Genomic DNA, 16,718 nt, shown 5'->3' with positions numbered 1-16,718 from the left:
ACGGGTCCGGCCCCGCGGTGCCGTTCAGTGCGGCCGTCCGCGGACGGCGGGTGTCCGCCCCCGTGCGGCCAGGGCCCTCAGGAGTGCGCTCCGCCCGCGGTCGGGCACCGTCCACAGCGTCTGGCCCCGCACCCCCCACTGCTCCAGCAGGGCGTTGGCCGCCAGGAAGCCGCTCGTGGCCGCCCGTTCCATGAGGGCCACGGGCAGGCCGGTGCGGACCAGGTCGCCGACCACGACCAGCCGGGGGTGCGGGGTGCGGACGGTGGGGCGGTCGCCGTAGCCGCCCACCGGGAACAGGGGGCAGTCGTCGCGCCACTCGTGGCGGGCGTCGACCACCGTGGCCGTGGCGGTCTCCGGGTAGACGCGGTGCAGTTGACCGAGGAGGCGCTTCTGTTCGACGTCCCGGGCGACTCCGGGCGGTACGGCGTAGGCGTGCAGTTCGACGACGGAACCTCCGGTGCGCGCGCTCCAGCGAGCCGCCTCGTCCTCGTAGCGTTCCAGCACGCTGATGTTGTCGAGGGTGCCGAAGCCGCTGGTGCCGAGGAAGCCAGGCCGGTCGGGTGCGACGGACCGGTCCAGCCACACTCGGCTCACCAGGAAGGACGGGGCGGTACGCAGTCGTCCGATCCGCTCGCGCCAGGGCGCGTCGCCCAGCTGCCGGCAGCGCTCGACCAGCGAGCGCAACCCGGCGCCGTCCAGGGCGAGGACGACCCCGTCGTGGCGGCGCTCGTCCCCTTCGGAGGAGACCGCGAAACCGCCGTCGGGGGTGGGCGCGATGTGCTCGACGGCCGTGCCGGTGTGCACCTGCGCGCGGTGCCGGGCCAGATAGCCGGCGAGCGGGTCCCACAGGGCGGCCGGGAAGGGGGTGCGGGGCACGTCGAACAGCAGCCCCTCGGCGGAGCCGAGGAAGTAGATGTGGAACATCAGAGCCATCTCGGCGGCCGACAGCTCACGCGGGTCGGCGAAGAAACTCCGGGAGAACACCTCGAAGGCCAGGTGCCGGGCGTCTTCGGGGAAGCCCACGACGTCCAGAAAGTCGTGGGCGCTGGTGCCGTCCAGCTGGTCGTACACCTGCGGCACGCGCACGTCGAGCAGGGGCATGGCCGCACGCGGGTCCATGGCGCGCAGGTCCGCGAGCCGGAAGGAGGGGCTGAGTGCCGCGAAGCCGAGCGCGCTGAGCGGCGGGGTGCGCGGGACGTGCCGGAAACTGTCGCGCAGGCCGCCGGCGTGCAGCAGCGGGTAGTCCGGAAGGCCGGTGAGGCGCTCCAGGCCGGGGTCGGTCCGGCGCAGCAGTCCGCGCAGGTTGTAGTACTGGCGGAAGAACGCGTGGAAGCCGCGGCTCATGGTCACCGTGGTGCCGTCGCGCAGCTCGGTCGGCCAGCCTCCGACCCGCCCGCCGAGGTACGGCAGCTTCTCGTACACGGTGACGGCCACCCCGCGCTCGGCGAGCGCCGTGGCGGCGGCCAGGCCGGCGATGCCGGCGCCGACCACCGCCACCGACGGCGGGCTGCCCTGCACCCGGGAGGCGCCGGGCCGGGCCGGCAGGACCCGGGCCCGGCGGTCACGTCCGCGGCGCGCGGCGCCCTGGTGTGCGGTCCTCATGCGCCCTCCCGGTGGCCGGGCGCCCGGCGCGCGACGAAGGTGTGGGTGATGCCGGTCTGCCAGCCCGGCAACGGCAGGGCGCGCACCTGGTCGAAGCCGGCCCCGCCGAGCCGCTGCGCGAAGCTCCCGGCGGTGTCGAACTCCACCACACTGCGCCACAGGTGCCGGTAGAGCGGTCCGTCCCCCAGCAGGGTCGCCAAGGGCTGCACGACACCCCGGCACACCAGCGTCCACACGGCGCGGTCGGTGCGCCGCCCGCGGAGGGTGTACTCGTGCACGGCGAGCCGGCCGCCCGGCCGCAGCAGCCCGTGGACGGCGGCGAGGACGGCGTCGGGATCGGTGACGTTGCGCAGGAGATAGGCCGCGAACACCGCGTCGAAGGGACCGCGTACCCCGGCCTCGGACAGCCGCTCGGCGGGGGCGTGCACGAAGGTCACCCCGTCGGCCCACGGTTTGGCCGCGGCCCGGCGGAGCATTCCGGCCGAGGCGTCCACGGCCGTGACGTCGGCGGCGGGCAGGACGCGGCGCAGCGCGGCGGTGGAAGCGCCGGTACCGCAGCCGAGGTCGAGCAGGCGCAGCCCACGCCCCCGTCCGGGCAGGCCGAGCCGGCGCGCCGAGCGGCGCAGGTGGGCGTGGTAGCCGGGGTTGACGGCCACGAGCGTGTCGTAGCTGCGGGAGGCGTGGTCGAAGGCGGCGGCGAGGTGTTCGTCGCGCAGCAGCGTCATGCGGTCTCCGTCGGGGGGAGGTGCGGGGCAGGTGGGTCCGGCGTGGGGAGCGGCGGATGCGGCTGGGCGGGTGGTGGCGGACGTGGCTCGGTGCAGGAAGGCTCCGGCGGATGCGGCGGCACGGGTGGGTCGAAGGGGCGGCGGGGCAGGCGGGGCAGCTCCAGGGCCGAGCGCAGCATCGGGCCGACGGGCGCGTGCAGGCCGATGCACAGGTCCTCGTGCAGGCGCGTGCCTCCGTCGAGGAAGCGCAGCAGCCGTGCCATGGGTACGCGGGCGAACAGCCGGCCGAACAGCTCCGGGCCGTCGGCCCGGCCGCTGTCCAGGGCACGCAGCAGGACGGCGTCCATGGCGCGGGAGCGCGCCGAGTGGGCGGCGGGCGGCACCGGGCGGCGCCCGCGGCGCAGGGCCTCGGCGACGGCGCTCGTCTGGCGCTGCAGTCCGGCGAAGGTGTAGCCGGTGGCGGGGCGGGTGGCTCCGCCGGCGGCGCCGATGCGGAAGACCGAGGCTCCGCTCTGCCGCGGGATCGGCGCGTCGGTCATCGGGATGACGCCGGTCTCGGTGGCCAGGACCTGCAGTTCACCGAGCCGCAGCACCTCGTCGGCATAGTGCCGTACGGCGGCCTCGTAGTGCTCAGGCGTGAGGACGTGCCGGGAGAACTCGGTGTACTCCACCAGCGCCTCGCACGGCCCGGTCGGCAGGACGTAGCCGAAGGACAGGCCGTGGTCGGGTTGCGGGGTGCGGAAGTCCATCAGCTCCACGACGGCCGGGTCGAAGGCGGGCCGGGCGGTGCGCACGAACCAGCCGTGGAAGTGCTGCAGCAACGTGGTGCGCGCGGCCGGCAGGCTGCCCGGCGGGCGGGAGTCGAGGACCCAGCGGGCAGTGAGCAGCCGCGCACGGCCGTCGGCGTCCCTCAGGTGGAGGTGCGCGCCGCCGGGCACGTCCTCCACCGCCTCGACGGCCGCTTCCAGGCGCCGGACGTTGGGGCTGCGGGCCAGGTCCCGGGAGACGAAGCGCTCGAAGTCGCCGGAGCGGATCATGCGGTACCGCAGGGGGGCGATCCCCCCTTCGACCGGGGCGCCGGCGCGCGGGCGCACCCGCAGCCGCTGCCACTCGGCCCGCACCGCCGCGTCGAACCGCCCGGGTCCCGCCGCCCAGTAGCACCAGGTCCGTGGCGGCGGCCGCAGCGGTCCCAGCGGCGCGTCGACCAGCACCACGGACGGTGTCCGCAGGCCCGGCACGCTCCCGGCGAGCCGGTGGGCCAGCGACAGCCCGGCGGCGCCCGCACCCACGACGGCCACGTCAGCCTCCGGCACGGCCTCTCCCTTCCTCGGCTTCCTCGGCTTCCTCGGTGTTCCGGTCCGGTCCGCGTGCGACTCGCGGCGGCGGGTCCTGCGGCGGTGCCGCGCTCCGGACGGGCGATGGGAGGACACGGCGCCCGCCCTCGGCTGCCTCGGGCTGGTCTTCCGGATTCTGTACCCCGGCGGATGCAGGCACCTCCCTGACGGCGAGCGGCCGGACGCCGGAGACGGCACGGTGGAGGGGGCCGCCCCGGTGGCCGCCGCGATCGCGTGACACGTGCGCGCATCCGTCCGGGCCGCCCGCGCCGAAGCAGACGGGTGACGGGAACGACGGACACAGACACGACGGAGGGAACCGGGATGCGTCCCACGCACGCGAAGGACCACCCTGCGGGCGCACCGCCGCGGCCGGTCGCGGCCGCGGCGGTGGCGTCACGCCCGCGCAGGCCGGTGGCCGACGGCACGGAAGGGACCGAGGCGTGCCCGGAGGCGAGCGGACTGCTTCCCACCGCGTCCGCCGAGGTACGCGGAATCGACGCCGACGTGACCGGCGCTGTCGGCCGGATGCTCGACCATGTGCTGGCGGAGCGCCTGCGCCGCGCCCGGCTGGCGGATTCCCTGTTCGCCGGGGAACTGGCCGAACGAGTGGCGCGCTTCACTCTGCGGGGAGGCAAGCGCACGCGCGCGCAGTTGGTGTGGTGGGCCGCTCGGGCCTGCGCCGGCCGGGACCCGGCGGCCGCGGCGGCGGCCCTGCACATCGCAGCCGCCCTGGAACTGCTCCAGACGTGCGCGCTCGTCCACGACGACGTGATGGACCGGGCCGCACTGCGGCGTGGCCGTCCCGCGCTGCACACGGACCTGACCGCCAGGTATGCCGACCGGGTCGGGCCCGAACGGGCCGGGCGGTTCGGGCAGTCGGCGGCGGTGCTCGCCGGGGACCTGGCGCTGGCCTGGGCCGACGACCTCGTGGCGGAGACGCCGCTGGCGCCCTGGACCGGGTTGGTGGTGCGGCGGCTGTGGAGCGACATGCGCACGGAGATGGTGGCGGGCCAGTACCTGGACGTACAGGGCCAGATCAGCGCGTCGCGGTCGATGCCCCGCGCGCTGCAGGCTGCCCGTCTGAAGAGCGCTCTGTACTCGGTGGAGCGGCCCCTCGCCCTGGGAGCGACCGCGGCGGGCGCGGACGACCTGACGCTGCGTCGGCTGTGCGACGCCGGACGCTGTGTGGGCATGGCGTTCCAGCTGCGCGACGACCTGGACGACGTCTTCGGCGACCCGCTGGAGACCGGCAAGGCGTGCGGCGGCGACATCCGGGAGGGCAAACCCACCTATCTGGTCGCGGTCGCCCGCGCGCGGGCCGAGGCGGCCGGCGACGTCGCCGCACTCCACGTCCTGGACCGATGGCTCGGTGACGTGGGACTCACCGGGCGAGGTCTGGACGAGGTGCGGGACGTGCTGGTCTCGACAGGGGCGCGCGCCACCGTGGAAAGCAAGATCGACCGGCTCACCGCCCAGGGGTTGCGGCACTTCGACAGCGCCCTGCTCGACCCGGAGGGCGCCGAGCCGCTGCGCGGCCTGCTGGTCGCGGCGGCGGAGGCACGACCGGGAGGAGCCGAACCGGGCGGGGCCCGGCCGAGAGAGGCCGCAGCCGGAGAAGCCGGACCGGGAGGAGCCGGACCGGGAGAAGCCCCGCCGAGAGAAGCCGGAGCCGGAGAAGGCGGGCCGGGAGAGGCCCCACCGGGAGAAGCCCGACCGGGAGGAGCCTCACCGGGAGAAACCCGACCGGGAGAAGCCCCACCGGGAGAAACCCGACCGGGAGAAGCCCCACCGGGAGAAACCCGACCGGGAGAAGCCCCACCGAGAGAAACCCGACCGGGAGAAGCCCCACCGAGAGAAACCCGACCGGGAGAAGCCCCACCGAGAGAAACCCGACCGGGAGAAGCCCCACCGGGAGAAACCCGACCGGGAGAAGCCCCACCGGGAGAAACCCGACCGGGAGAAGCCCCACCGAGAGAAGCCGGAGCCAGAGAAGGCGGCATGAGAGGAGCCGGAGCCGGAGAAGGCGGAGCCGGAGAAGGCGGAGCCGGAGAAGGCGGGGCCGGAGAAGGCGGGTCGGGAGGAGCGCGGCACGGTGGGGATGCCGTCGTACGTCTGCGGTCCGCGCACGGTCCGTGCGCGTCCGGTTCTCGTGGCGGCGCGGTGAGTGGCCGGTGACCCGCATCCTGCCCGGGCCCACGGACCACGTGGTGGTCGTCGGCGCCGGACTCGCCGGGCTGTCGGCGGCGTTGCACCTGCTGGGTGCCGGACGCCGGGTCACCGTGGTCGAGCGTGAGGAGTTGCCCGGCGGCCGGGCCGGACGCCTCGACCTGGCCGGCTACCGGATCGACACCGGGCCCACCGTGCTCACCATGCCGGAGCTGGCCGACGAGGCGTTCGCCGCCGTCGGCGACAGCCTGTACGAGCGGGTCGAGCTGATCCCCCTGCACCCGGCCTACCGGGCCTGCTTCGCGGACGGCAGCAGCCTCGACGTGCACACCGGCGCGGACGCGATGGCCGCGGAGGTGGAGCGGTTCGCCGGAGCGGCGGAGGCGGCGGGCTACCGGCGGCTGCGCGACTGGCTTCAGCGGCTGTACCAGGCCCAGATGCGCCGGTTCATCGACGCCAACTTCGACTCACCGCTCGGCCTGCTCAACGGCGACCTCGCCCGGCTGGCGGCACTGGGCGGCTTCGGCCGCCTGGACGCCCGGATCGGCCGTTTCCTGAGCGACGAGCGGCTGCGCCGGGTGTTCTCCTTCCAGGCCCTGTACGCGGGCGTGCCTCCGGAACGGGCGCTGGCCGCCTACGCGGTCATCGCCTACATGGACACCGTCGCCGGCGTGTACTTCCCCCGGGGCGGCGTGCACGCCCTGCCGCGGGCGATGGCGGAGGCGGCCACCGCGGCAGGCGCCGAACTGCGGTTCGGGCAGCGAGTGACCCGCCTGGAGCGGTCGGGCGAGCGCATCACGGCCGTCGTCACCGACACCGGCCGCATCCCGTGCGACGCGGTCGTCCTCACTCCGGACCTGCCGGTCACCTACCGGCTCCTCGGCCGCCGGCCACGCAGACCGCTCGCGCTGCGCCACTCCCCCTCCGCGGTCGTGCTGCACGCCGGCACGGACCGCACCTGGCAGCAACTCGCCCACCACACGATCTCGTTCGGCGCGGCGTGGCACACCACGTTCGACGAACTCACCCGCGCAGGACGGCTGATGAGCGATCCGTCGCTGCTCGTCACCCGCCCCACCACCACCGATCCCGGCCTCGCGCCACCGGGCCACCACCTGCACTACATCCTCGCCCCCTGCCCCAACACCGACATCGGCCCGGACCCGGCGGCCTGGTCCGACCTCGGCCCGCGCTACCGGGACGCGCTGCTGCGCGAGCTGGAGCGGCGCGGGCTGGACGGCTTCGAAGCCGCCATCGAGGAGGAGAGCCTGATCACCCCGGCCGACTGGCACGCCCAGGGGCACGCCGCCGGTACCCCCTTCTCGGCCGCCCACACCTTCGCGCAGACCGGACCGTTCAGGCCGCGCAACCTGGTGCGCGGCACCGAGAACGCGGTCCTGGCCGGCTGCGGGACCACGCCCGGCGTGGGGGTGCCGACCGTGTTGCTGTCGGGGAAGCTGGCCGCGGCCCGGGTCACGGGCGTACCCGGCCGCCGAAGCAGTCGCACGCGCCCCGCCGCGCCCGCCGCCACCGGCCGGGCCGGCGCCCCGGCGCCCACGGACTCCCCGGTCCCCTCCGTGTTCCGGGCCGCCGGGCGGCGGTCCGCGGCCGTCCGCCCAGCGCCCGAGGCCCCTCGCGACCGCCTCGCCGCACCGCTGGAGTCGCCGGCCTCCCCACCGGAGTTCCCCGCCGCACAGCAGCCTCCGCTGCCGGGGAGCCCACCGGCCGACCCGACGGCTCCCGCGACCGAAGGCAGGACACGATGACCGACCGAGAGCTGGACGCGGCGGGGATCAGCGATGCGGCGCTGCGCGCGGCCTACCGCCACTGCCGCGCCCTCAACGCCCGGCACGGCAGGACCTACTTCCTCGCCACCCGGCTGCTGCCCGTCGAGCGGCGGCCCGCCGTGCACGCCCTGTACGGCTTCGCCCGCTGGGCCGACGACATCGTCGACTCCCTCGACCCCGGCGCCGGACCCGAGGTACGGGTGCGGGCGCTGGCCCGGCTCCAGGAGGAACTGGAGGAGGGGCTGCGGCAGGGCGGCGGACAGCCGGTGGTGCGCGCGCTCGCCGACACCGCCCGCCGCTACGCCATCGACCGCACGCACTTCCGGGACTTCATGGCCGCGATGCGCTCCGACCTGGTCGTGACGGCGTACCCCACCTACGCCGACCTGCGCGCGTACATGCACGGCTCGGCCGCGGTGATCGGGCTCGAGATGCTGCCCGTACTGGGCACGGTGGTGCCGCGGGAGGAGGCCGCACCGTACGCCGCGGCGCTCGGCGTCGCCTTCCAGCTGAGCAACTTCCTGCGGGACGTCGGCGAGGATCTGGACCGCGGGCGCGTCTACCTGCCCGCCGATCTGCTCGCCGGTCACAACGTGGACCGGGAGCTGCTGGTCTGGAGCCGCACGACAGGCCGCCCGGACGGCAGGATCACCGCCGCGCTCAGGGAGTTCGAGGCGCTGACCCGCGGCGTGTACCGGGGGGCGATGCCCGGTGTCGACCTGCTCGACCCGGTGGCGCGGCCCTGCATCCGCACCGCGGCCGTCCTGTACGGCGGCATCCTCGACGCCGTCGCCCGCGACGGCTACGCCGTGCTGCACCGGCGGTCGATGGTGCCGCGACGGCGCAGGGCGGTGGTCGCCGCCGACGGGCTGGTCCGGGTGACGGCGGCCCGGCTGCGCGCGCGAACCGCCACCGGACACCGCCCGTCCCCTGCCGCCCGAGCCCTGCCCTCGGCCACGTCCTCGCCGACGCCGGCCGTCCGCTCCACCGAGGAGGTCGCGTGAACCGCCGCCGCCTGCCGCTGGCGCTGCGCCGGCACGCCGTCTCCTGGGAGCGTCAGCGGCCCACCTGGCAGGAGGCGCGGCCCGGGCTGATCGCCGGGGCGCTGAAACGGGCGCAGGCCCGCCCGTCCGGGAACTGGTACGTCGTCGGGGCCTCCCGCGCCCTGCGGGGCGACGGCAAGCTGGCGCGGACCGTGGCGGGGCAGGAGGTCGTGGTGTGGCGGGGGCCCGACGGGCGCCTCGTGGGCGGACCGGGGATCTGCCCGCACCTGGGAGCACCGCTCCGGGACAGTCCGGTGCGCTGCGGCACGCTGGTGTGCCACTGGCACGGACTCGCCCTGGACGGCGGCCCGTACGCGGGCTGGTCGCCGCTGCCGGTGCACGACGACGGGGTACTGGTGTGGACCCGGCTGGACGCGGTGGGCGGCGAGGAGCCGCTGGACGCACCGGTCCTGCCGCGGCGCCCCGAATCCGCGCGCACCCTGACGGCCGTGTACACCGCAGTGGGTGTCTGCGAGCCCGAGGACGTGGTGGCCAACCGGCTCGATCCGTGGCACGGGGCGTGGTTCCACCCCTACTCGTTCGTCGACCTGACCGTGGTGGACGCACCCGGCGGCCAGGGCGGTGCGGTGGACGACGGCCCGGACGCGCTGACCGTCGACGTGTCCTTCAAGGTGGCGGGCCGGCTGGTGGTGCCGGTTCGCGCCGTCTTCACCGCGCCCGAACCCCGCACGGTCGTCATGCGCATCACCGAGGGCGAGGGCGCGGGCTCCGTCGTGGAGACGCATGCCACGCCGCTCGGCGCGGACGGGACGGGCCGGCCGCGCACCGCCGTCGTCGAGGCGGTGCTCGCCGCCTCGCACCGTCCGGGCTTCGCGGCCGCCCGCCGGGCCGCACCGCTGCTGCGTCCCCTGGTTCGCGCCGCGGCCGGGCGGCTGTGGCGGGACGACCTGGCCTACGCCGAGCGCCGCTGGCAGCTGCGGTCGACGGGCCGCTTCCCGGGCTGAGCGGCCACGGAACCCGCACGAGGAGGGTGCGCATGCGTGAGTCCGGTCCCGCGCAACGGACACCTCAGCGGCGGCCCCGTGCCCGGTCCAGGGGTCGGTCGGCCCGGCCGGAGGACGGACCGGATTCCGCAGGGCCCGTCCTCCGGGTGACGACGCCACCTCCTCGCCGGGTGCCTGACGTCTTCCGCTACATGGCCTCGCCGGCCGCCGCGGGGGCGTCGGCACCCGGACGGGGGACTTCCGGCGGCTCGCCGCATCCGGCAGCGGCCGACGGGGCGAAGCCATCCCCGAGTGTCCTTACAGGAAGCGGAAGCGAGCCCCCCATGCAGACCTCGGTCGTCGTGTTCACATGTGATCTGCGGCTGTCGGACCACCCGCCGCTGCGCGCGGCCCTGCACGGCGGAGGCCGGGTGGTACCGCTGTTCGTGCGTGACCCGGCCGTGGACGCGGCGGGCTTCGCCGCACCGAACCGGCTCGCGTTCCTCTCCGACTGCCTGCGGGACCTGGACGCCCGGCTGCGGGAGCGGGGCGGCCGGCTGGTGCTGCGCGAGGGCGACACCGTCACGGAGGTGTGCCGGGTGGCCGCCGAGGCGGATGCCGACGAGGTGCACATGGCGGGCGACGTGAGCGCGTTCGCGCAGACACGCGAGCGGCGGCTGCGCCGGGCGCTGGAGGCCGACGGGCGGCGCCTGTACGTGCACGACACGGTCTGTACGGCCGTGGCGCCGGGCGCGGTGACCCCGGCCTCCTCCGACCATTTCGCGGTGTTCACGCCGTACTACCGGCACTGGTCCGCGCAGGGGCTGCGGGACGCGCTGGACGCGCCGGGCGCGGTCGCCGTGCCGGAGAAGGTGGGGTCCGCCCCGTTGCCGAGGCGCGACGAGGTGAACGGGGTGTCGCCCGGGCTCTGCGCGGGCGGTGAGACCGAGGGACGGCGCAGGCTCACCGCGTGGCTGCGCTCCGGCGTGGCTGCGTACGCGGAACGCCACGACGACCTGGCGGGCGACGCCACCTCCCGGCTCTCCCCCCACCTGCACTTCGGCACCCTGTCACCGGTCGAGGTGGTGCACCGGGCCCGCAGGGCCGGTGGCGCAGGCGCGGAGGCGTTCGTACGGCAGGTCGCCTGGCGCGACTTCAACCGACAGGTGCTCGCCGCACGTCCCGACGCCGCCGCACGCGACTACCGCACCCACCGCGACCGTTGGCGCGGCGGGAGGGACGCGGAGGCGGACGCGCAGGCGTGGCGGGCAGGACGCACCGGCTACCCGCTCGTCGACGCGGCGATGCGCCAGCTGCGCCACGAGGGCTGGATGCACAACCGGGGGCGGCTGCTGGCGGCGAGTTTCCTCGCCAAGACGCTGTACGTCGACTGGCGGGTGGGCGCCCGGCACTTCCTGGACCTGCTGGTCGACGGCGACATGGCGAACAACCAGCTGAACTGGCAGTGGATGGCCGGCACGGGCACCGACACCCGGCCCAACCGGGTGCTCAACCCTGTCACCCAGGGCAAGCGGTACGACCCGGACGGGGCGTACGTGCGGCGCTGGGTGCCGGAGCTGGCGGAGGTGAAGGCGGCCTACGTGCACGAGCCGTGGAGGCTTCCGGCGCAGGAGCGCGCGAGCACCGGTTATCCCGAGCCGGTGGTGTCCCTGGCGGAGGGCCTGGACCGCTTCAAGCGGGCCCGGGGGCGCGCCTGAGGGCCGGCCGCGGGACATCCGCCGGCCCTCGCGCGCGCAGGCCACACCCAGCGCGTGCCCCCGCACCGCCGGATACCCGGACTTCCTGTACCGGCACCGGCGGCTGCCGTCCGGCAACGCCCGCATGCCACGCGCGGTGCGGGGCCGGTACCGGTTCGGCGGCCTCGACGAGGTGCTGCGTCTGGAGCGGCGACGCACGGGCGAGGCGCCCGCCGTGACGGGGTGGGCGCCCGGCGGCTCGGGATCGCGGCACGGCACCCCGCGGTGAGCGGACGGGAACGTGTCCGTGGGCTCACCCTGCGGTGCACAGGGTGCGCAGCGCCTCCACCGCCTGCGCCAGTCCGGCCGGCCTGAGCACGCCGGCGGGCTGGGACCGGCTCCAGCCGGGGCCGCCCAGCAGCACCGTCGGACCGCGCCGCGTCCCCTTCATGCCCCAGCGCTGCCCGGCGATGTGCCGGGCCAGGGCCGGAGCCGCCCGTGCGCTCTGCTGGGCCCACAGCACGACCGCGACCGGGCCCAGCCGGCGCACCGCCGCGTCCAGCGCCTCGACGGGCACTGCGGCTCCGAGCATGCGTACCGGCAGACCCTCGTGACCGAGCGCCGCGTGCAGTGCCTCCAACGGCAGTGTGTGCTGTTCCCCGGGCGCGCAGGCCAGCAGGACGCAGCCGGCCGCGGGCGGGACCACGGGGACGGCGGGCGCCGCGCTGCGGCGCAGCACGGTGGAGACGTGCCAGGCGAGCAGGTGCTCCACTTCCACGTACTGGTCCTCGGAGGACGCCCAGCGGCGTCCCACGGCGTGCAGGGTGGGGACCATCACCTCCTGCCACGCGACGACGACGCCGTAGCGCTCGACAGCGGCGGTGAGCTGCTTCTCGAGCGCGGGGGCGTCCAGTCGTACGGCGGCGCGGGCCAGGCCGCGGCATTCCTGACGGACGTCTCCGAGAGGCAGCGCACCGGCGGCCCGCGACCGCTCCACGGGCGGCGGTGGCGTCGGAACGACGGCTTCCGCCGGGGAGGGCGGGCCGGCGGCGGCCCTACGGGCGGTGCGGGCCGCGTCGGCCGGCGGGATACCGGTCGCCGTCAGCCGGCACATCTCCTCGATCGTGGCCACGTCCGCCGCCGTCCAGCGACGGTGCCCGCCCGCGGTGCGCGCGGTCGGGCCGATGCCGTAGCGGCGGTCCCACGAGCGCAGGGTCATGGGCGACACGCCGAGGCGGCGGGCCAGCACACCGGTGGTCAAACCGGCGCCGCCCGGCACGGCGGGCCGCTCGGACGGATGCTGCCCAGTGGCGTTCACGCTGGTCATGTGTTTCTCTCCCCGGACTGGTTCCGGCGCACCGGAGCAGAGTCCGCCCACTCGGTCGCCGGTGCGCGAACCGTCCGGTCAGCGTGCTCGCTCCGCGGCACCGGCGTCCAGGCTCCGGCCCAGGCGCAGCAGACCGCGCCGGGCGTGGCTCTTGACCGTACCCAGCGGCCAACCGGTGACGTGGGCGATCTGCGTCTGCGTCAGGTCACCGTAGAACGCCAGGCACAGCACCCGCCGCTGGGCCTCGGGAAGCCGGCGCAGCTCGCGGGTGACCGCCACGCGGTCCAGGACCGCGTCCTGCACGTACGACGGATCCGGCGAGCGGGCCGGCTCGCGCGCCGCCGCCGCGACGAGGTCCGTGCGCCGGGTGCGGGCGGACAGCGCATCGGCGATCTTGCGCCGGGCGATGCCCACGAGCCAGGCGGGCAGCGGCCCACGGCCCGGACGGTAGCCGTGGCGGCCGCGCCAGGCGGCGAGGAACACCGTCTGGGTGACGTCCTCGGCCTCCGCGCCGTCGCCCAGCGACTGCCGCGCCAGGGAGAGGACGAGGGGCGCCCAGCGACGATAGACCGCCTCCAGGCCGCTCTCGTCCCCGGCCGCGAAACGCAGGGCCAGATCGTCGTCCGGGTCCGCGATGGGCCTGGGCGGGGCTTCGGTCACAGCCAATGCGGTCATCCGGTCGCTCCTTGTGCGGGATGGTCCCTGCCTCTCCGACACGGTCCGACCGGCACGCCGACGGGAACAACTCGCATCGAGTCTGCATCGAGTCTTCCCGGGCGGCCCGCCCAGCCGCCCGGACAGCGACCGCGAGGCGCCGACACGCGGCACCCGGCGTCCCGCACGAGTGCCGGGACCGGCAGGGAGCGCACCAGCAGGGTGTCCAGCAGCACGTCGAGGCGACGATGAAGGCGTTCTCGTGCGCCGCGACGGTTCTGCGCCCTCACCGGCAAACCCGTTCGACGGACGAGCGGGCACTCTGCTTGGCTCACCCCATGAGCGATCTCATCCGCCACGCCACGTTCTCGGACATCGACACCGTGCTGCGGTTCTGGCGTGACGCTGCAGAAGGAACGAGCATCAGCGACGACCACGACGGAGTCGCCGGGCTCATCGCACGAGACCCGGAGGCCCTGCTCCTGGCCGTACGCGACGACCTCCTCGTGGGAACCGTCATAGCCGGCTTCGACGGATGGCGATGCTCCGCCTACCGACTGGCCGTCCGTCCCGGCCTCCGCCGGCAAGGGATCGCCACCGCCCTGCTGCAAGCCGCGGAACAACGCTTCGCCGCCCTGGGCGGGCGACGCGTCGACGCCATGGTCCTGGAAGCCAACGAACGGGCCCACCACACATGGGCCGCGCGTGGCTACCTCCGCGAGGACCACTGGCGACGCTGGGTGAAGCCCCTCTAGGTCCAGGCGCGCGGAACCGCGGTCGCGTCGGCGCACCACGAGACCGGCCGCCATGCCTGGCGGGCCATGGGGTACCTGCCGCAGGTGACGGCGCGTGAGGCCCGGCGGAGGGCACCGAATCCGTACTTTGCCCATCCTTTACCATTGGGGGTGTCGTCGTCCCTCGATGAAAGGTGTGTGAGCGTCCCTCCATGGGCGAGCCTCCCCCTCCTGTCCGCCGGCAACACCGCGCGATCCCGTCCGCCCTGTCCGATGCTGGGACGGAGGTGACCCGATGACCGAAGTGCTCCTCCTGCTGGTGGCGATCCTGCTGTCGCTCGCCTGCGGTGCCTTCGTCGCGGCCGAGTTCTCGCTGACCACGGTCGAGCGCGGCGAGCTGGAGCGGGCCGCGCAGCGCGGCGAGCGCGGAGCGGCCGGCGCCCTCAAGGCGGTACGGAACCTGACGTTCCAGCTCTCGGGGGCGCAGCTCGGCATCACGGTCACCAACCTGGTGGTCGGCATGCTCGCCGAGCCCTCGATCGCCAAGCTGCTGGCAGGCCCGCTGGAGGCGGTCGGGATCGGGGCGTCGGTGGCGAGTTCGCTGGCGCTGGTGATCGGCACCGCGCTGTCCACGGTGTTCCTGATGGTCGTCGGCGAGCTGGTGCCCAAGAACTGGGCGATCTCCTCGCCGCTGTCCGTGGTCAAGCGGGTGGGCAACGCCCAGCGCTGGTTCAGCGCGGCCTTCCGGCCCTTCATCACGCATCTGAACAACACGGCGAACCGGCTGGTACGGCGCCTGGGCATCGAGCCCGCCGAGGAGCTCGCCTCCGCCCGCGGGCCCCAGGAGCTGGCCGCGCTGGCGCGGCACTCGGCCAAGCAGGGCGCGCTGGAGCCGGACACCGCGGAGCTGTTCGTGCGCACACTCAACCTGGCCGATCTCACGGCCGAGAACGTGATGACCCCGCGCGTCCAGGTCGTCGCCCTGGAGGTCAGGGCGACCTGCGAGGACGTGGCGAACGCGACCCGGGCGACCGGCCTGTCCCGCTTCCCGGTCTACCGGGACAGCCTGGACTCGGTCGTCGGCACCGCCCACATCAAGGACGTCCTGGCCATGCCCGCCGAGGAGCGGCCCCGGGTCCGGGTCGACCAGATGATGCGCGAGCCCCTGCTGGTCCCCGAGTCCCTCACCGTCGACCGTCTCCTGGACCGCCTCGGCGGCCGGCGCACCATGGCCGTCGTCATCGACGAGTACGGCGGTACGGCCGGGGTCGCCACCCTGGAGGACATCGTCGAGGAGGTCGTCGGCGAGGTCCGCGACGAGCACGACCCGCACGAGACGCCCGACCTCGCCCCCGCCGGTGCCGACGACAGCGGCCGCGCGCTCTACTCGGCGGACGGCGCGGCGCGCATGGACCAGCTCGCCCGCGTGGGCCTGCGGGTTCCCGAGGGGCCGTACGAGACGCTGGCCGGGCTGGTCGCGGCCGAGCTGGGCCGGATACCCGAGACCGGGGACAGTGTCGAGGTCGCCGGGTGGCGCCTGGACGTGGTGGACGCGTCGGGGCGGCGGGCGGCCCGGGTGCTTCTGCACGCGCCGCTCGCCGACGGGACGACGGAGCAGGAGGGGCAGCGGTGACCGCCGTTCAGCTGCTGATCGGTTTCGCGACGCTGGTCGTGAACGCCTTCTTCGTCGGCGCGGAGTTCGCGCTGATCTCCGTGCGTCGCTCCCAGATCGAGCCGCACGCGGAGGCGGGCGACCGGCGGGCCAGGAGCGTGCTGTGGGGCCTGGAGCACGTGTCCGCGCTGCTGGCCGCGGCCCAGCTCGGCATCACGCTGTGCACGCTGGTGCTCGGTGTGGTCGCGGAGCCCGCGATCGCGCATCTCCTGGAGCCGGTGTTCCACGCGGTCGGCGTGCCCGCCGGCGCGGGCCATGCCGTGTCCTTCGTGATCGCCCTGGCGCTGGCGACCTACCTGCACATGCTGCTGGGCGAGATGGTGCCGAAGAACGTGGCGCTGGCGGAGCCGGTGCGCAGCGCGCTGCTCCTCGGTCCTCCCCTGGTCGCCCTGTCCCGGGCGCTGCGCCCGGTGATCTTCACGATCAACGCCTTCGCGAACGGCCTGCTGAAGCTGCTCCGGGTGGAGACCAGGGACGAGGTCTCGGCGACCTTCACGGACACCGAGCTGGCCGAGATCGTCAAGGACGCCAGTGAGGCGGGCCTGATCGACGACCGGGCGCAGGAGCGGCTGCACGACGCCCTGGAGCTCGGCCGCCGGCCGGTGCGGGACGTGGTGGTACCCCTGGAACGCGTCGTCTACGCGCGCGTGGGCGTCACCCCGGAGGAGCTGGAACGGCTGTCGGCGGAATCGGGCTTCTCCCGCTTCCCGGTGGTGGACGAGGGGCGGCGGATCGTCGGCTACCTGCACGTCAAGGACGCGCTGGACGCCTCGCCCCGGGACGAGGCGTTCCGGCTGCGGGACATGCGGCCGATCGCGCGGGTGCGGGAGGACACTCCGCTGGACGACGTGCTCACCGCGATGCGCGGCAGCCGTACCCACCTGGCGGGCGTGCTCGGCGACGACGGACGGCTGGCGGGGCTGGTGACCATGGAGGACGTGCTGCGGGAGCTGTTCGGGCAGCACGCGTAGGCCGCACCGGCGGAGGAGTCGTCGCCGGAGGGAGTGACCGACCGGCGGGTATGCGCCTC

The 16,718-nt window shown here is 75.2% G+C and carries 13 protein-coding genes and 1 pseudogene; 9 read left to right on the top strand and 5 right to left on the bottom strand.

The window, feature by feature from the left end; translation table 11 throughout:
• Nucleotides 1-24: 24 nt before the first annotated feature.
• The 3 genes from ACZ63F_RS00590 to ACZ63F_RS00580 are packed head-to-tail and all read right to left on the bottom strand — an operon-like array spanning nt 25 to nt 3,640.
• Nucleotides 25-1,602: an FAD-dependent oxidoreductase gene (locus tag ACZ63F_RS00590; RefSeq protein ID WP_469707371.1), complete on the bottom strand. Its 1,578-nt coding sequence runs from the start codon at nt 1,600-1,602 to the stop codon at nt 25-27.
• Nucleotides 1,599-2,327 carry a class I SAM-dependent methyltransferase gene (locus tag ACZ63F_RS00585; protein WP_469707369.1) on the bottom strand — a complete coding sequence of 243 codons (729 nt, stop codon included), beginning with the start codon at nt 2,325-2,327 and terminating at the stop codon, nt 1,599-1,601. The genes ACZ63F_RS00590 and ACZ63F_RS00585 overlap by 4 nt, the downstream gene beginning before the upstream one ends.
• The gene (locus ACZ63F_RS00580) at nt 2,324-3,640 is read right to left on the bottom strand and encodes a lycopene cyclase family protein (RefSeq protein WP_469707367.1); all 1,317 of its coding nucleotides are present in this window, start codon (nt 3,638-3,640) and stop codon (nt 2,324-2,326) included. Before ACZ63F_RS00580 ends, ACZ63F_RS00585 begins: the two co-directional genes overlap by 4 nt.
• Before the next feature lie 345 nt (nt 3,641-3,985).
• Between ACZ63F_RS00580 and ACZ63F_RS00575 the strand changes: the two are divergent.
• From ACZ63F_RS00575 to ACZ63F_RS00550, 6 genes and pseudogenes are all read left to right on the top strand, one after another.
• Nucleotides 3,986-5,248: pseudogene (locus tag ACZ63F_RS00575) on the top strand (polyprenyl synthetase family protein); the annotation flags it as partial.
• Between the two features lie 587 nt (nt 5,249-5,835).
• Nucleotides 5,836-7,596, top strand: coding sequence for a phytoene desaturase (locus tag ACZ63F_RS00570; protein WP_469707365.1), 1,761 nt, complete (start codon nt 5,836-5,838; stop codon nt 7,594-7,596).
• Nucleotides 7,593-8,621, top strand: a complete 1,029-nt coding sequence (locus tag ACZ63F_RS00565; RefSeq protein WP_469707363.1) for a phytoene/squalene synthase family protein — start codon at nt 7,593-7,595, stop codon at nt 8,619-8,621. The genes ACZ63F_RS00570 and ACZ63F_RS00565 overlap by 4 nt, the downstream gene beginning before the upstream one ends.
• Entirely contained in the window at nt 8,618-9,625 is a 1,008-nt protein-coding gene (locus tag ACZ63F_RS00560) for a DUF5914 domain-containing protein (protein ID WP_469707361.1), read from the top strand. The genes ACZ63F_RS00565 and ACZ63F_RS00560 overlap by 4 nt, the downstream gene beginning before the upstream one ends.
• Nucleotides 9,626-9,948: 323 nt before the next feature.
• Nucleotides 9,949-11,322 (top strand): cryptochrome/photolyase family protein, encoded by a 1,374-nt coding sequence (locus tag ACZ63F_RS00555; protein ID WP_469707360.1) that lies wholly within the window; start codon nt 9,949-9,951, stop codon nt 11,320-11,322.
• Nucleotides 11,323-11,446: 124 nt separating this feature from the next.
• On the top strand, nt 11,447-11,590 hold the full coding sequence (locus ACZ63F_RS00550) for a hypothetical protein (protein WP_469707359.1): 144 nt from the start codon (nt 11,447-11,449) through the stop codon (nt 11,588-11,590).
• A 24-nt stretch (nt 11,591-11,614) separates the two neighbouring features.
• On the opposite strand, the gene ACZ63F_RS00545 is transcribed toward ACZ63F_RS00550, so the two are convergent.
• Nucleotides 11,615-12,628: a MerR family transcriptional regulator gene (locus ACZ63F_RS00545; protein WP_469707357.1), complete on the bottom strand. Its 1,014-nt coding sequence runs from the start codon at nt 12,626-12,628 to the stop codon at nt 11,615-11,617.
• Between the two features lie 78 nt (nt 12,629-12,706).
• On the bottom strand, nt 12,707-13,303 hold the full coding sequence (locus tag ACZ63F_RS00540; protein WP_469707354.1) for an RNA polymerase sigma factor: 597 nt from the start codon (nt 13,301-13,303) through the stop codon (nt 12,707-12,709).
• Between the two features lie 317 nt (nt 13,304-13,620).
• Between ACZ63F_RS00540 and ACZ63F_RS00535 the strand changes: the two genes are divergently transcribed.
• The 3 genes from ACZ63F_RS00535 (at nt 13,621) to ACZ63F_RS00525 (ending at nt 16,659) form a co-directional block, all read left to right on the top strand.
• Nucleotides 13,621-14,037: a GNAT family N-acetyltransferase gene (locus ACZ63F_RS00535; protein WP_469707353.1), complete on the top strand. Its 417-nt coding sequence runs from the start codon at nt 13,621-13,623 to the stop codon at nt 14,035-14,037.
• A gap of 274 nt (nt 14,038-14,311) precedes the next feature.
• A complete protein-coding gene (locus ACZ63F_RS00530) occupies nt 14,312-15,649 on the top strand; it encodes a hemolysin family protein (RefSeq protein ID WP_469707351.1) in 1,338 nt (445 codons plus the stop codon).
• Nucleotides 15,646-16,659, top strand: a complete 1,014-nt coding sequence (locus ACZ63F_RS00525; protein WP_469707349.1) for a hemolysin family protein — start codon at nt 15,646-15,648, stop codon at nt 16,657-16,659. Before ACZ63F_RS00530 ends, ACZ63F_RS00525 begins: the two co-directional genes overlap by 4 nt.
• The last annotated feature ends 59 nt before the right edge of the window (nt 16,660-16,718 follow it).

It is taken from the genome of Streptomyces sp. NPDC104761 (genome assembly GCF_055583445.1).
The sequence above is the reverse complement of the archived record's forward strand: the minus strand, read 5'-3'. Positions and strand labels throughout refer to the sequence as shown.